Raw genomic sequence first — 15,347 nt, forward strand, 5'->3', positions numbered from 1 at the left:
TCGAGCACCAATGTGAGGACGGTAGGCATGCCTTCGAGCGCCCGTTCCGAGTCCGCTGCATCCGCCCCGGGCACTGGCCGTAAGGCCGCGTCCGGAGGGTCGTTCCCGGCGCGCCAGGGAATGTACAACCCGGCGTTCGAGAAGGACGCCTGTGGCCTGGCCATGGTTGCCACCCTTCGCGGCGAGGCCGGACACGACATTGTCGATCTCGCGCTGACCGCGCTCCGCAACCTCGAGCACCGCGGCGCCATCGGGTCCGACGCGGGCACGGGCGACGGCGCCGGCATCCTCACGCAGATGCCCGACTCCTTCTTGCGCGCGGTGGCCGGGTTCGACCTCCCGCCCGCGGGGGAGTACGCCGTCGGGATGGCGTTCCTGCCGATCGACCGCGACGAGCGGGATGCCGAGAAGGCGGCGATCGAGGCGATCGCGGTCTCCGAAGGGCTGTCCGTGCTCGGCTGGCGCTCGGTGCCCACCGCCGATGAGAACCTCGGCAAGCTGGCTCACGCGGCCCGCCCGGCGTTCGAGCAGCTCTTCGTCTCCCGCCCGGCGGTCGGCGACGCGCCCGCGCTGTCGGGGATCGCGCTCGACCGTCGCACGTACCGGCTGCGCAAGCGCGCCCAGCATGAGCTCGGCGCCTACTTCGTCTCGCTCTCGAGCCGCACCCTCGGCTACAAGGGCATGGTCACGACCCTGCAGCTCGAGCCGTTCTACCCCGACCTCCAGGACGAGCGGTTCGCGACCGAGCTCGCGGTCGTCCATTCGCGATACTCCACCAACACCTTCCCGTCGTGGCCGCTCGCGCAGCCGCTCCGGATGCTCGCGCACAACGGCGAGATCAACACCGTCAACGGCAACCGCAACTGGATGCGCGCACGGCAGTCGCAGCTCGAATCCGAGCTGATCGGCGACATCGACCCGCTTCTGCCCATCTGCAGCCCCGGGCAGAGCGACTCCGCCTCCTTCGATGAGGTGCTGGAACTGCTGACCCTCACGGGACGCAGCCTGCCGCACGCGATCATGATGATGGTTCCGGAGGCGTACGAGAAGCAGACCGATCTGCCCGCCGACGTCCGCGCGTTCTACGAGTACCACTCGATGCAGATGGAGCCGTGGGACGGCCCGGCCGCCCTCATCTTCACCGACGGCACGCTCGTGGGTGCGACGCTCGACCGCAACGGTCTGCGCCCCGGCCGGTGGACCGAGACGACCGACGGCATCGTCGTGATCGGCAGCGAGACCGGCGTCCTCGACGTCGCCCCGGAGCGGATCAAGCGTCGCGGGCGGCTGCGTCCGGGCCGCATGTTCGTCGTCGACACCGCCGCGGGGCGGATCGTCGAAGACGACGAGATCAAGCAGGAGCTCGCCGCGCTGCAGCCGTGGCAGGAGTGGCTGGACAACGGCCGCGTCAAGCTCCGCGAACTCCCCGAGCGCGAGCACATCGTGCACCCCATCGCCTCGATCACCCGTCGTCAGCGCACGTTCGGCTACACCGAGGAGGAGGTGCGCATCCTGCTGACCCCCATGGGACAGGTGGGCGCAGAGCCTCTCGGCGCCATGGGCTCCGACACCCCGATCGCCGTGCTCAGCGAGCGTCCGCGGCTGCTCTTCGACTACTTCGTGCAGCAGTTCGCGCAGGTCACCAACCCGCCGCTGGACTCGATCCGCGAGGAGGTCGTGACCTCCCTCGGCCTCGGGCTCGGCCCCGAGCGCAACCTGCTCGAATGGGGCCCCGACCACACGCGCGTGATCGACCTCGACTTCCCGGTGATCGACAATGACGAGCTCGCCAAGCTCCAGCACATCGACAAGGCCCTCGAGGGGCGGCGTTCGATCACGGTGCGAGGGCTCTACCGAGCGGATGCCGGTGAGGACTCGCTCGCGGAGCGTCTCGACGAGATCTGCGCCGAGGTCGACATCGCGATCGCGGACGGCGTCGAGTTCATCATCCTGAGCGACCGCGACTCGACGAGCGACCTCGTCCCGATCCCCTCGCTGCTGATGCTCTCGGCCGTGCACCATCACCTCATCCGCAACGAGAACCGGATGAAGGTGGGTCTGGTCGTCGAGGCCGGCGACGTCCGCGAGGTGCACCACGTCGCGACGCTGATCGGCTACGGCGCATCCGCCGTAAACCCCTACCTCGCGATGGAGACGGTCGAGTACCTCGTCCGGGCGGGCTACATCACCGGCATCTCCGAGGAGAAGGCCGTCCGTAACCTGATCTATGCGCTCGGCAAGGGCGTGCTGAAGATCATGTCGAAGATGGGTATCTCGACGGTCTCCTCCTACGCGGGAGCCCAGGTCTTCGAGGCCGTCGGACTGTCGCAGGACTTCGTCGACACCTACTTCACCGGCACGGAGACCAAGCTCGGCGGCATCGGCATCGCCGAGGTCGCCCGCGAGAACCGTTCGCGGCACGAGTTCGCCTACCCGCAGGATCAGGCGGCGCGCGCGCACGAGCGTCTGTGGACCGGCGGCGAGTACCAGTGGCGCCGTGACGGCGCGCCGCACCTCTTCAACCCCGACACGGTGTTCCGGCTGCAGCACGCGACGCGCACGCGGCGGTACGACATCTTCCGCGAGTACACGCAGCTGGTCGACGAGCAGGCATCCGAGCTGAAGACCCTCCGGGGGCTCTTCCGGTTCCGCACCGGCGACCGGCCCCCCGTGCCGCTCGACGAGGTCGAACCCGTCTCGTCCATCGTCAAGCGGTTCTCCACCGGCGCGATGAGCTACGGCTCGATCTCGAAGGAAGCCCACGAGACGCTCGCGATCGCGATGAACCAGCTGGGCGCGAAGTCGAACACGGGTGAGGGCGGCGAAGACGTCGACCGGCTCCTCGACCCCGAGCGTCGGAGTGCGATCAAGCAGGTCGCCTCGGGGCGCTTCGGTGTGACGAGCATGTACCTGACGCACGCCGATGACATCCAGATCAAGCTCGCGCAGGGCGCCAAGCCCGGCGAGGGTGGGCAGCTGCCCCCGGGCAAGGTCTACCCGTGGATCGCCCGCACGCGCGGCGGCACCCCCGGCGTGGGGCTCATCTCGCCCCCGCCGCACCACGACATCTACTCGATCGAGGACCTCAAGCAGCTCATCTTTGACGTCAAGCGGGCCAATCCGTCGGCGCGCGTCCACGTGAAGCTCGTGAGCCAGTCCGGTATCGGGGCCGTCGCTGCAGGAACGGCGAAGGCGCTGGCCGACGTCATCCTGGTGTCCGGGCACGACGGCGGCACCGGCGCGAGCCCGCTGAACTCGTTGAAGCACGCCGGGACGCCGTGGGAGCTCGGCCTCGCCGAGACGCAGCAGACGCTGATGATCAACGACATGCGCGGACGCGTCGTCGTGCAGGCGGACGGCCAGCTCAAGACCGGCCGAGACGTCGTGATCGCGGCGCTCCTGGGCGCGGAGGAGTTCGGTTTCGCGACGAGCGCCCTGATCGTCGAAGGCTGCATCATGATGCGCGTCTGCCACCTCGACACCTGCCCCGTCGGTGTCGCGACGCAGAACCCGGAGCTCCGCAAGCGGTTCACCGGCAAGCCCGAGTTCGTCGTCAACTTCATGGAGTTCATCGCGCAGGAGGTCCGCGAGTACCTGGCTGAGCTCGGCTTCCGTTCGATCGAGGAGGCCGTCGGTCACACCGAGGCCCTCGACACGGCTCCGGCGGTCGACCACTGGAAGGCGCACGGCCTCGACCTCGCCCCCATCCTCGAGGGCCCCGTCTTCGCCGACGACGCTCCGCGCCGTCACGTCATCGACCAGGAGCACGAGCTCGACGAGCACTTCGACGTCGGACTTCTCGAGCGAGCACGCGACGTCGTCGAGCACGGCGGCCACATCGTGATCGATCTGCCCGTGCGCAACACCGAACGCGCCGTCGGAACCATGCTCGGTCACCACGTCACGCGTGCGCACGGCGCGGGCGGCCTGCCCTCGGGAACCATCGAGGTCAACCTCACCGGTTCCGCCGGACAGTCCTTCGGCGCGTTCCTCCCGTCGGGCATCACGCTCCGACTCGAGGGTGACTCGAACGACTACGTCGGCAAGGGCCTCTCCGGAGGCGAGATCGTCGTCCGGCCCCCGCGCGGGGCGCACTTCGACGCGTCGGAGAACGTCATCGCCGGAAACGTCATCGGGTATGGCGCGACCCAGGGCTCGATGTTCCTCCGCGGCGTGGTGGGGGAGCGGTTCCTCGTCCGCAACTCCGGCGCGACCGCCGTCGTCGAGGGGGTGGGAGACCACGCCCTCGAGTACATGACCGGCGGCCTCGCCGTGATCCTCGGGAAGACGGGCCGCAACCTCGGCGCCGGGATGTCGGGCGGCAGCGCCTACATCTACCGCCTCGACGAGACGCTCATCAACCGGGAATCCCTCGCCACGGGCGAGCTCGAACTGGGCCCGCTCGGCTCCGGCGACGTGGAGATCCTCGCGGACCTGCTGGAACGCCACGTCACCGAGACCGGATCCGACCTGGCGGAGCGTCTGCTCGCCGATCTCGACACCGAAGCGGCGAACTTCACGCGGGTGCTCCCGCGCGATTACGCCGCCGTCATCAGAACCCGACAGCAGGCGGCCGACGAGGGGCTGGACCCCGACGGCGACATCGTCTGGAACCGCATCCTGGAGGTGACCCGTGGCTGACCCCAAAGGCTTTCTGAAAGTCACCGAGCGCGAGCTCCCGCCGCGCCGGCCCGTCCCCGTCCGCATCATGGACTGGAAAGAGGTCTACGAGCCCGGCGAGACGGCCGTCCTGCGCCGGCAGGCCGGGCGCTGCATGGACTGCGGCGTGCCGTTCTGCCACCAGGGCTGCCCGCTCGGGAACCTGATCCCGGAATGGAACGACCTCACGTGGCGGGGCGAGGGCCGTGCGGCGAGCGAGCGACTGCATGCGACGAACAACTTCCCGGAGTTCACCGGCCGCCTCTGCCCTGCACCCTGCGAGAGCTCCTGCGTGCTGGGGATCAACCAGCCTGCCGTGACCATCAAGCAGATCGAGGTCTCGATCATCGACGAGGCGTTCGCCTCGGGCTGGGTCGAGGCGGAGCCCCCAGGGCGCCTGACCGGCAAGACGGTCGCCGTCGTGGGGTCGGGTCCTGCCGGTCTTGCCGCCGCGCAGCAGCTGACACGCGCGGGCCACACGGTCGCCGTGTACGAGCGCGACGACCGCATCGGCGGACTCCTGCGATACGGCATCCCCGACTTCAAGATGGAGAAGCGCCACCTCGACGCGCGCCTGCGCCAGATGCGCGACGAGGGGACGCGCTTCCGCGCGGGCGTCGAGATCGGCAAGGACCTCTCCTGGGACGACCTGCGCGCCCGGTACGACGCTGTCGTGATCGCCACCGGGTCGACGGTCCCGCGCGACCTGTCGATCCCGGGGCGCGACCTCGACGGTGTCCACTTCGCCATGGAGTATCTCGTCGAGTCGAACAAAGCGGTCGCCGGCGACCAGGTCCCGCACCAGATCGACGCCGAGGGCAAGCACGTCGTGGTCATCGGCGGTGGCGACACCGGAGCGGACTGCATCGGCACCGCTCACCGTCAGGGCGCGCTGAGCGTCACGAACCTCGCGATCGGCGCCCAGCCGCCGTCCGAGCGGCCCGACCACCAGCCGTGGCCGACCGCTCCCACCCTGTTCGAGATCGCCTCGGCGCACGAGGAGGGCGGAGAACGCAGCTACCTCGCCTCGACCGTCGAGTTCCTCGGCAACGCCCAGGGCGAAGTGCGCGCCCTCCGCGTGGCCGAGACCGAGTTCGTCGACGGCCGCCGCGTGCCGAAGAGCGGCACCGAGCGCGAGATCCCCGCGGACCTCGTCCTCATCGCGATGGGGTTCACCGGCCCCGAGCGCACCTCGCTCGAGCACCAGCTGGGTGCCGTCTTCACCGGTCGCGGCAACGTCGAGCGCGCCGATGACTACCAGTCGACGTCCTCGGGCGTCTTCGTTGCCGGCGATGCGGGACGCGGTCAGTCCCTCATCGTCTGGGCGATCGCAGAGGGGCGCGCCGCGGCATCCGCCGTCGACGAGTTCCTGATGGGATCGACCAATCTCCCCGCGCCGGTGCGTCCGAAGGACGTCGCGATCGGCTTCCCGCACGCCTAGGCTGAGACCGTACACAGCCCCATAACAACCCGACGGAGCTAATTCTGTGAGACGCGCGAAAATCGTCGCCACTCTGGGCCCGGCAACCGACAGCTACGAGATGGTTCGCGCCATCATCGATGCCGGTGTCGATGTCACCCGATTCAACCTGAGCCACGGCGACTACGCCGACCACGACGCCCGCCTGGCGAACGTCCGCAAGGCCTCCGAGGATGCCGGGCGCGCCGTCGCCGTCCTCGTCGACCTCCAGGGCCCCAAGATCCGACTCGGCCGGTTCACCGACGGTCCCCACTACCTCGCGGTCGGCGATGTCTTCAAGATCACCGCCGAGGACGTCCCCGGCACCAAGGAGCTCGTCTCGACGACCTTCAAGGGCCTCCCGGGCGACGTCAACCCCGGCGACTACCTCCTGATCGACGACGGCAAGGTCCGCGTCCAGGTCACGTCCGTCGACGGACCGGTCGTCACGACCGAGGTCATCGTGGCCGGTCCGGTCTCGAACAACAAGGGCATCAACCTGCCCGGAGTCGCCGTGAGCGTGCCCGCGCTCTCCGACAAGGACGAAGCCGACCTCCGCTGGGGCCTCCGCGCCGGAGCGGACATCATCGCGCTGTCGTTCGTGCGCAACGCCGCCGACGTCACGCGTGTTCACGAGATCATGGCGGAAGAGGGTCGTCGCGTACCCGTCATCGCCAAGATCGAGAAGCCGCAGGCCGTCGAAGCCCTCGAGGAGATCATCGACGCGTTCGACGGCATCATGGTCGCCCGCGGCGACCTCGGCGTCGAGCTGCCCCTCGAGGCCGTGCCGATCGTCCAGAAGCGCGCCGTCGAGCTCTGCCGCCGCATGGCGAAGCCCGTCATCGTCGCGACGCAGATGCTCGAGACCATGATCGAGAACCCGGTCCCGACGCGCGCGGAGACGAGCGACGTCGCCAACGCCGTCCTCGATGGCGCCGACGCGGTCATGCTCTCCGGAGAGACGAGCGTCGGAAAGCACCCGGTCGGGGTCGTCGAGACCATGGCCCGCATCATCGACGCCACCGAGACCCACGGTCTCGAGCGCATCCCGGCTCTGACGGCCAAGCCCCGCACCCAGGGTGGCATCATCACCCTGGCCGCGAACGAGGTCGCCGAGTTCGTCGAGGCGAAGTACATCTGCGTGTTCACCGAGTCGGGTGACACCGCGCGCCGCATGTCGCGGCTGCGCTCCGGCATCCCGATGCTCGCGTTCACGATCGAGCCGGCGATCCGCCGACGGATGGCCCTCACCTGGGGCATCCAGTCCGCGCTGGTCGAGCACGTGGCGCACACCGACCTGATGTTCCTCCAGGTCGACGACTACTTCCTCTCGCAGGGGCTCCTGCAGGAGGGTGACAAGGTCGTCGTCATTTCCGGGTCCCCTCCCGGAATCATCGGTGCCACCAACGACATCCGCATCCACAAGATCGGCGACGCCGTCCACGGCAAGGCGCCCATCTACAAGGCCGAGCAGTAAGCCGAGACGCGGCGGAATGGGGCGGGCATCCCTCACGGGGTGCCCGCCCCTTCGTCGTCGCTGCAGCGCATAGCACCTGCAGGGCATCCGGCGGAAGAGTCTCGTTCGGGCCGTTTCGGCCGCGGTACCGTGGCGCATCCTCACCCTAAGGAGCACCACATGAGCTTCATCGCATTCCTCATCCTCGGCCTGATCGCCGGCGCCATCGCCAAGCTGATCCTCCCTGGCAAGCAGGGCGGCGGATGGTTCATCACGCTGCTGCTCGGCGTCGTCGGCGCTCTGCTCGGCGGCTGGCTCGGCGGCCTGCTGTTCGACGTGAACCTCGAAGAGTTCTGGAGCCTGCAGACCTGGCTCCTCGCGATCGGCGGCTCGCTGATCGTGCTGCTGATCTACGGCCTCATCGTGGGCCGTCGGAAGACCACCTGACCCCGGTCGGACACGACGAAGCGGCGTCCCTCAGGGGCGCCGCTTCTGTCGTGCCGGTGGTGGGACTCGAACCCACACGCCCTTTCGGGCAACCGATTTTGAGTCGGTCGCGTCTGCCATTCCGCCACACCGGCGCACGTCCCTCGACGATACCGCAGGATCCCGCGCCACCCTGGCCTAGGATGGACACCGTGACTGAGCAGGAACCCACTACGGCACCCCAGGCCGCCCCCACCCCGCGACGCGTCGTCGTCGCTGAGGACGAGTCGCTGATCCGACTCGACATCGTCGAGATCCTGCGCGACAGCGGCTTCGACGTGGTCGGTGAGGCGGGCGACGGCGAGACAGCAGTCCAGCTCGCCACCGAGCTTCGACCCGACCTCGTGATCATGGACGTGAAGATGCCGATCCTCGACGGCATCAGCGCCGCGGAAAAGCTCTCCAAGAACCATGTCGCGCCTGTCGTCCTGTTGACCGCGTTCAGCCAGAAGGAGCTCGTCGAGCGGGCGAGTGAAGCCGGTGCGCTCGCGTACGTGGTCAAGCCCTTCACGCCGAACGACCTGCTGCCGGCGATCGAGATCGCGCTGGCGCGCTACGAGCAGATCATCACGCTCGAGGCCGAGGTCGCCGACATGGTCGAACGCTTCGAGACCCGCAAGCTCGTCGATCGGGCCAAGGGTCTTCTCAACGAGAAGATGGGCCTCTCCGAGCCCGACGCATTCCGCTGGATCCAGAAGGCGTCGATGGACCGCCGTCTCACGATGCAGGACGTCGCGAAGGCGATCATCGAGCAGTTGGCGCCCAAGAAGGGCTGACGCCGCAATGATCGACGAGCTCACGCTTCCTGCGGAGCTCGCCGCTCGCCGCGGAGCCGTTCAGCTTCGGCGTGCGGCGACCGGCGACCTCGACGTCCTCATGAGCCTGCTGTCGGACGACCCGGTCAGCTCCGGCCGGGGTGACGTGTCCGCCGCACAGGATCGGCCGCTGTACGCCGCCGCGCTCGGCCGGACGTTGGCGACAGCGGGCAACGACCTCCTCGTCGTCGAGACCGACGGCCGTGTCGTCGGCACCATGCAACTGACGGTGATCCCCGGAATGGCCCGCCGCGGCAGCACGCGACTCCTCGTCGAGGCTGTGCGCGTGGCGAGCACGGAACGTTCCGGCGGTATCGGTGGCGCGATGATGACGTGGGTCGCCGAGGTCGCCGCCCCTGCAGTGGGGGCATCCCTCGTGCAGCTGACCTCGGATGCCGCTCGTCTCGACGCCCACCGGTTCTACACCCGACTGGGATTCGTCGACTCGCACGTCGGCTTCAAGCTCGCCGTGCCGCGCTGAATCCGGATCAGGATGCCGGCAGGTCCCGCACCATGTTGGTGATGCGGACCGTCGAACAGCGCCGACCCTGATCGTCCGTCACGACGATCTCGTGGACGGTGAGGCTCCGCCCCAGGTGCAGGGGAGTGCAGATGCCCGTGACCCAGCCCTCGGTCGCCGAGCGGGTGTGGGTCGCGTTGATGTCGATGCCCACGGCGAGGCGGTCGGGCCCCGCGTGGAGGTTCGCGTGCATCGAGCCGAGCGATTCGCCGAGGACGACGTACGCGCCGCCGTGCAGGAGGCCCACCGGCTGCGTGTTGCCGGCGACCGGCATCCGTGCAACTGCTCGTTCGAGGGTGAACTCGACGAACTCGATGCCCATCTTCTCGGCGAGGGACCCCATCCCGCGACTGGTCACCCACGCGAGCGCATCGGACGGAGTTGGACCAGTCTCGGACATGGCGGATCACCTTGCGGTCGGGCGGTGCCGGCTCGGCATCCGCGGGGAAGTCGATGTCGCAGGCCCGAACTAGGCTGGTCGGGTGAGCGACTCCGGAAAGCCTACTCTGCTCGTCGTCGACGGCCACTCGCTGGCCTACCGGGCGTTCTACGCCCTTCCCGTCGACAACTTCTCGACGAAGGACGGCCAGCACACGAACGGCATCTACGGCTTCTTGTCGATGTTCGTGAACCTCGTCAAGGCCGAGAAGCCGACGCACCTCGCCGTCGCGTTCGACACCTCGCGGCAGTCGTTCCGCACGCGCGTCTACGAGGAATACAAGGCGAACCGCTCCGAGTCGCCGGCCGAGTTCAAGGGTCAGATCCCGCTCCTGCAGGACTGTCTCGCGGCCATGGGCGTGCCCGTTCTCACCAAAGAGGACTTCGAGGCCGACGACATCCTCGCGACGCTTGCGACGCAGGGCATCGAGGGCGGGTTCCACGTCCTCGTATGCTCGGGCGACCGCGACACGATCCAGCTCGTCACCGACGACGTCACTCTCCTGTACCCGAGCGTCCAGGGCGTCTCGCAGCTCAAGCGCTACACTCCCGACGCCGTCGTCGAGAAGTACGGCCTGCCGCCCGAGAACTACCCCGACATCGCCGCCCTCGTCGGTGAGACGAGCGACAACCTTCCCGGCGTGCCGAAGGTGGGGGAGAAGACCGCGGTCAAGTGGATCACCCAGTTCGGCTCGCTCGACGCCCTCCTGGAGCGCGCGGACGAGATCAAGGGAGTCGTCGGCGGCAACCTCCGCGAGCACCTCGACGACGTCCGTCGCAACCGTCAGCTCAACCGCCTCCTGCGCGACGTCGAACTCGAGTACGCGCCGGAGGACCTCCTCATCCGTCCGCTCGACACGCAGGCGGTCCGCGACATCTTCGCGCGGCTCGAGTTCCGAACGCTTTTGCCGCGGGTGTTCGAGGCGTTCGACGCCACCGACGAGCCGCCCGCTCCCGAGGTCGCCGCACCCGAGCCGCAGCAGACGGATGCCGACGCCCTCGCTGCGTGGCTCGCCGAGCAGTCTGGCGAACTCGCCCTCACGGTGACCATGGCGGGAGGACTGCCCACGCGCATCGGCGTCGCGACGTCGGAGGAGGTCCGCGAGGCGGCCTGGGACGACGCCGCGCGTGTGGCGCTCGCATCGTGGCTCGAGAGCGACGCGCCCAAGATCATGACCGATGCCAAGCCGCAGGTGAAGGCGCTCCGCCGCGCCGGCGTGCGGCTGGGCGGACTCGCGTTCGACGTCCTGCTCGCCGGGTGGCTTCTGCGGCCGAGCCTTCCCGACAAGAACCTCGCTGACCTCGTCGACCGGTACCTCGATGAGAAGCTGCCCGAGGCAGACCCGTCGCAGCTCGTTCCCGAGACCGAGGGTGCTACCCCCGGTCAGCTCGCCTGGTTCAGCCTGCGGGTCGCCGAGGCCGAGCGCTCCGAGCTGCCGGCATCGGTCTCGAGCGTTCTCGACGACATCGAGCTTCCCACCCTCGACGCCCTCGCCGACATGGAGCTCGCCGGCGTCTCGGTCTCCCGCGACAAGCTGTCGGGCTTCTCGGGCGAGCTCGCCGCCCGGGCCGACGCGATCGCGCAAGAGGCGTACGGGATCATCGGCCGCGAGGTGAACCTCGGCTCGCCCAAGCAGCTGCAGGAGGTCTTGTTCGAGCAGCTGGAGCTGCCCAAGACCCGCAAGACCAAGACGGGGTACTCGACGGATGCCGCGGTCCTTGCGGACCTGCAGGACTCCCACCCGCACCCGTTCCTCGGTCTGCTCTTGCAGCACCGCGAGGCGACCAAGCTCCGTCAGATCATCGAGTCGCTGACGGTCGGGATCGCCGACGACGGCCGCATCCACACGACCTACGTGCAGACCGGCAGCCAGACGGGGCGGCTCTCGAGCACCGATCCGAACCTCCAGAACATCCCGATCCGCAATGAGGAGTCGCGGCGCATCCGTGCCGCCTTCGAGGTCGGGCCGGAGTACGAGACACTCCTCACCGCCGACTACTCGCAGATCGAGATGCGGATCATGGCCCACCTGTCCGGCGACCCCGGGCTGATCGAGGCGTTCAACTCGGGCGAGGACCTGCACCGCTTCGTGGGTGCGCGGGTCTTCGGAGTCGAGCCCGCCGAGGTGACCTCGCCGATGCGCACGAAGGTCAAGGCGATGTCGTACGGCCTGGTGTACGGCCTGAGCGCGTTCGGCCTGTCGAAGCAGCTCCGCATCGAGCAGTCCGAGGCGAAGCAGCTCATGCTCGAGTACTTCGCACGCTTCGGTTCGGTGCGCGACTACCTGCGGTCGTCGGTCGAGCAGGCACGTATCGACGGCTACACCGAGACGATCTTCGGCCGCCGTCGACCGTTCCCCGACCTGACCAGCCCCAACCGGGTCCTGCGCGAGAACGCCGAGCGTGCTGCTCTCAACGCTCCGATCCAGGGCAGTGCGGCCGACATCATGAAGATCGCGCTCGTCGAGATCCACGGCGACCTCCGCGATCAGGGGTTGTCATCCCGCGTACTCCTGCAGATCCACGATGAGCTCGTGGTCGAGGTAGCGACAGGGGAGTGGGATGCCGTGGAGCAGATCGTCCGCACGCGAATGGGCGATGCGGCCGACCTGTCCGTCCCCCTCGACGTGCAGATCGGGCGCGGCAGCCACTGGGACGAAGCGGCTCACTGACGCGGAGCGTGCGACGCTCTACGCTCGAGGAATGACCGACGCACACCGCACACCCACTCCGATCGACGCGATCGCGGACCGCTGGGTGGACACGCTGGCAGAACTCTCCCCGAGTCTCGCGACCTACATCGGGCGCACCGAGCACAACGGGCGACTGGACGACTTCTCGCCGGCGGGGCACGACCGTCTCACCGACGCGGCAGCCGACACACTGCGCGCCCTCCAGGCCGCGGACGCGGTCGACGACGTCGACGAGGTCACGAAGATGGACCTCTCCGCCGAGCTCGGCCTCCACCTCGACCTGCATGCGGCGAAGTCGCACCTCCGCGACATCAACGTGATCGCGTCGCCGTCGCAGGACATCAGAGCGGCCTTCGACCTCATGCCGACCGACACGGTCGAGGACTGGTCCGTCGTGGCCACGCGTCTCGCCGCGATCCCCGGGGCCCTCGCCGGCTACGTCGAGTCACTGCGCCGGGGTGTGTCCGAAGGCGTCGTCCCCGCGCGTCGCCAGGTGCGAGAGGTCGTCACGCAGATCGCCCGCTACACGAGCGACACCGGCTTCTTCGCGACGTTCGTCGGCGATGCCGCCCCCGCCGAGGGACACCTCCCCGCGTCCCTCGCTCGCGACCTCGCCGACAACGCCGGGGCCGCTCGGGTCGCGTACGACCAGCTCGCGAGGTTCCTCCGCGACGAGCTGGCACCGGCGGCATCCGATGTGGATGCCGTGGGCCGAGAGCTCTACCAACTGCACTCGCGGCGATTCCTCGGCGCGACGATCGACCTCGACGAAACCTACGAGTGGGGTGTCGAGGAGCTCGCTCGGATGGTCGCGGAGCAGGAGTCGATCGCCCACGAGATCAAGGCCGGCGCGACCGTCGAAGAAGCCGTCGCGTTCCTCGAGGAGGATGAGGCGCGCAAGCTCCGCGGAACCGAGGCGCTGCAGAAGTGGATGCAGGAGACCAGCGACCGTGCCGTCGAGGAGCTCGGGCGCACGCACTTCGACATCCCCGATCCGATCCGGCGGCTCGAGTGCATGATCGCGCCCACCAACGAGGGCGGCATCTACTACACGGGTCCGACGGACGACTTCTCCCGCCCCGGTCGGATGTGGTGGTCGGTGCCGGAAGGGGTCGACACGTTCGACACCTGGCGCGAGCTCACGACCGTCTACCACGAGGGCGTTCCGGGGCATCACCTGCAGATCGCCCAATCGGTGTACAATCGGTCGGAGCTCAACTCGTGGCGGCGTCTCCTCGCCGGCTCGAGCGGTCACGCCGAGGGGTGGGCGCTGTACGCGGAGCGGCTCATGCAGCAGCTGGGTTACCTCGACGACCCGGCGGACCGGCTCGGCATGCTCGACGGGCAGCGCATGCGCGCGGCGCGTGTCGTTCTCGACATCGGCGTGCACCTCGGCAAGCCGCGCCTCGACGGCGCGGGAACCTGGGATGCCGACTACGCGCTCGAGTTCATGCGGCGCAACGTCAACATGTCCGACGAGTTCATCCAGTTCGAGGTGAACCGTTACCTCGGGTGGCCGGGGCAGGCGCCGTCATACAAGGTCGGCCAGCGCATCTGGGAGCAGATCCGCGATGACGCCGAGCAGCGAGCCGGAGCCGACTTCGACATCAAGCGCTTCCACATGCGGGCGCTCCGATTGGGTGGCGTCGGGCTCGACACCCTCCGGATGGCCTTGGCCGGCGCCTGAGGCGCATGCAGCGGGTGCGCCGGGAATGCCCGGCGCACCCGCTGACGTTCCTTTCTGTGACATATTTATGCGTATGAATGAAAGGCGCGACTCATGACGGCTGTGGAACTCGGACTGGACACCTTCGGCGACGTGACCCTGGACGGTGATGGTCAGCCGGTCTCGCACGGGCAGGCGATCCGCAACCTCGTGGAGCAGGCGGTCCTCGCCGACTCGGTCGGGGTGGACTTCATCGGGGTGGGGGAGCACCACCGCCGCGAGTACGCGGTGTCGAGCCCCGAGATCGTGCTCGCCGCGATCGCCGCCCAGACCGAGCGCATCCGCGTCGGAACCGCGGTGACCGTGCTCTCGAGCGATGACCCGGTGCGCGTCTACGAGCGCTTCGCGACACTCGATGCGATCTCGGGTGGGCGTGCCGAGATCATCCTCGGGCGCGGCTCGTTCACGGAGTCGTTCCCCCTCTTCGGATACGACCTCGGCGACTACGAGGCTCTCTTCGAGGAGAAGCTCGAGCTGTTCTCGCTGCTGAGGAGCGAGAAGCCGGTCACGTGGCAGGGGACGACGCGCGCCCGGCTCGATGCCGCCGACGTCTTCCCGAAAACCCCGAACGGCATCCGTGCCTGGGTGGGCGTGGGAGGTTCTCCCGAATCCGTCATCCGGACCGCCCGCTACGGCTACGGACTGATGCTGGCCATCATCGGCGGCCCGGCGCCACGTTTCCGTCCGTATGTCGACCTCTACCACCGCGCTGTGGGGGAACTCGGCACCGAGGCGCAGCCCATCGGCATGCACTCGCCCGGTCACATCGCCGACACCGACGAGCAGGCGTGGGAAGAGGCATACCCCGGATTCGAGGCGCAGAACAACACCATCGGCCGTGAGCGCGGATGGCCGGCCTACAGCCGACTCCGTTTCCAGCAGGAGGTCGGCCCCGAAGGCTCCATCTACGCCGGATCTCCCGAGACCGTGGCGCGCAAGATGGTGGCATCGATCCGGGCACTCGGGGTCGACCGCTTCGACCTGAAGTACGCGAACGGAACCCTCGGACACGACAAGCTCATGCGCTCGGTCGAGCTCTACGGCACGAGGGTGATCCCGATGGTGCGCGACATGCTCGCCGACTGAGTCATCTCG

At 68.6% G+C, this 15,347-nt stretch carries 10 protein-coding genes and 1 tRNA gene; 9 read left to right on the plus strand and 2 right to left on the minus strand.

All coding sequences use genetic code 11. The features are described from left to right. The first annotated feature begins 27 nt into the window (after positions 1–27). From gltB to ACJJV7_RS07290, 4 genes are all read left to right on the plus strand, one after another. Positions 28–4,641, plus strand: coding sequence for a glutamate synthase large subunit (gene gltB, locus ACJJV7_RS07275; protein ID WP_405376112.1), 4,614 nt, complete (start codon positions 28–30; stop codon positions 4,639–4,641). Beyond that, positions 4,634–6,100 (plus strand): glutamate synthase subunit beta, encoded by a 1,467-nt coding sequence (locus tag ACJJV7_RS07280; RefSeq protein ID WP_405376110.1) that lies wholly within the window; start codon positions 4,634–4,636, stop codon positions 6,098–6,100. The genes gltB and ACJJV7_RS07280 overlap by 8 nt, the downstream gene beginning before the upstream one ends. 46 nt (positions 6,101–6,146) lie before the next feature. Continuing rightward, complete coding sequence (gene pyk / locus ACJJV7_RS07285) at positions 6,147–7,595, plus strand: pyruvate kinase (protein ID WP_405376108.1); 1,449 nt, start codon at positions 6,147–6,149, stop codon at positions 7,593–7,595. Between the two features lie 159 nt (positions 7,596–7,754). Next, the gene (locus tag ACJJV7_RS07290; RefSeq protein ID WP_405376106.1) at positions 7,755–8,021 is read left to right on the plus strand and encodes a GlsB/YeaQ/YmgE family stress response membrane protein; all 267 of its coding nucleotides are present in this window, start codon (positions 7,755–7,757) and stop codon (positions 8,019–8,021) included. A gap of 51 nt (positions 8,022–8,072) precedes the next feature. Here ACJJV7_RS07290 and ACJJV7_RS07295 read toward each other — a convergent pair. Next, positions 8,073–8,155: transfer RNA gene (locus tag ACJJV7_RS07295), tRNA-Leu, on the minus strand. A gap of 57 nt (positions 8,156–8,212) precedes the next feature. On the opposite strand from ACJJV7_RS07295, the gene ACJJV7_RS07300 reads away from it, so the two are divergent. Next, positions 8,213–8,836 (plus strand): ANTAR domain-containing response regulator, encoded by a 624-nt coding sequence (locus tag ACJJV7_RS07300; protein ID WP_405376104.1) that lies wholly within the window; start codon positions 8,213–8,215, stop codon positions 8,834–8,836. A 7-nt stretch (positions 8,837–8,843) separates the two neighbouring features. Further along, positions 8,844–9,356: a GNAT family N-acetyltransferase gene (locus ACJJV7_RS07305; RefSeq protein ID WP_405376102.1), complete on the plus strand. Its 513-nt coding sequence runs from the start codon at positions 8,844–8,846 to the stop codon at positions 9,354–9,356. 7 nt (positions 9,357–9,363) lie between these two features. On the opposite strand, the gene ACJJV7_RS07310 is transcribed toward ACJJV7_RS07305, so the two are convergent. Continuing rightward, on the minus strand, positions 9,364–9,795 hold the full coding sequence (locus ACJJV7_RS07310) for a PaaI family thioesterase (RefSeq protein WP_405376100.1): 432 nt from the start codon (positions 9,793–9,795) through the stop codon (positions 9,364–9,366). An 82-nt stretch (positions 9,796–9,877) separates the two neighbouring features. Between ACJJV7_RS07310 and polA the strand changes: the two genes are divergently transcribed. The 3 genes from polA to ACJJV7_RS07325 all read left to right on the plus strand — a co-directional run bounded on the left by polA (position 9,878) and on the right by ACJJV7_RS07325 (position 15,338). Then, on the plus strand, positions 9,878–12,505 hold the full coding sequence (gene polA / locus ACJJV7_RS07315) for a DNA polymerase I (protein WP_405376098.1): 2,628 nt from the start codon (positions 9,878–9,880) through the stop codon (positions 12,503–12,505). A 31-nt stretch (positions 12,506–12,536) separates the two neighbouring features. Then, complete coding sequence (locus ACJJV7_RS07320) at positions 12,537–14,213, plus strand: DUF885 domain-containing protein (RefSeq protein WP_405376096.1); 1,677 nt, start codon at positions 12,537–12,539, stop codon at positions 14,211–14,213. Between the two features lie 93 nt (positions 14,214–14,306). Then, the gene (locus tag ACJJV7_RS07325) at positions 14,307–15,338 is read left to right on the plus strand and encodes an LLM class flavin-dependent oxidoreductase (protein ID WP_405376094.1); all 1,032 of its coding nucleotides are present in this window, start codon (positions 14,307–14,309) and stop codon (positions 15,336–15,338) included. The last annotated feature ends 9 nt before the right edge of the window (positions 15,339–15,347 follow it).

Origin of the sequence: Microbacterium sp. Ld4, from assembly GCF_045066555.1 — a bacterium.
In the GTDB taxonomy this organism is placed as follows: Bacteria; Actinomycetota; Actinomycetes; order Actinomycetales; family Microbacteriaceae; genus Microbacterium.

What these genes read in the sequence shown, in the direction of transcription:
- gltB (WP_405376112.1), top strand. Translation starts at nt 28, where the DNA reads ATGCCTTCGAGCGCCCGTTCCGAGTCCGCTGCATCCGCCCCGGGCACT.
- ACJJV7_RS07290 (WP_405376106.1), top strand. Translation starts at nt 7,755, where the DNA reads ATGAGCTTCATCGCATTCCTCATCCTCGGCCTGATCGCCGGCGCCATC.
- ACJJV7_RS07305 (WP_405376102.1), top strand. Translation starts at nt 8,844, where the DNA reads ATGATCGACGAGCTCACGCTTCCTGCGGAGCTCGCCGCTCGCCGCGGA.
- ACJJV7_RS07310 (WP_405376100.1), bottom strand. Translation starts at nt 9,795, where the DNA reads ATGTCCGAGACTGGTCCAACTCCGTCCGATGCGCTCGCGTGGGTGACC.
- ACJJV7_RS07320 (WP_405376096.1), top strand. Translation starts at nt 12,537, where the DNA reads ATGACCGACGCACACCGCACACCCACTCCGATCGACGCGATCGCGGAC.
- ACJJV7_RS07325 (WP_405376094.1), top strand. Translation starts at nt 14,307, where the DNA reads ATGACGGCTGTGGAACTCGGACTGGACACCTTCGGCGACGTGACCCTG.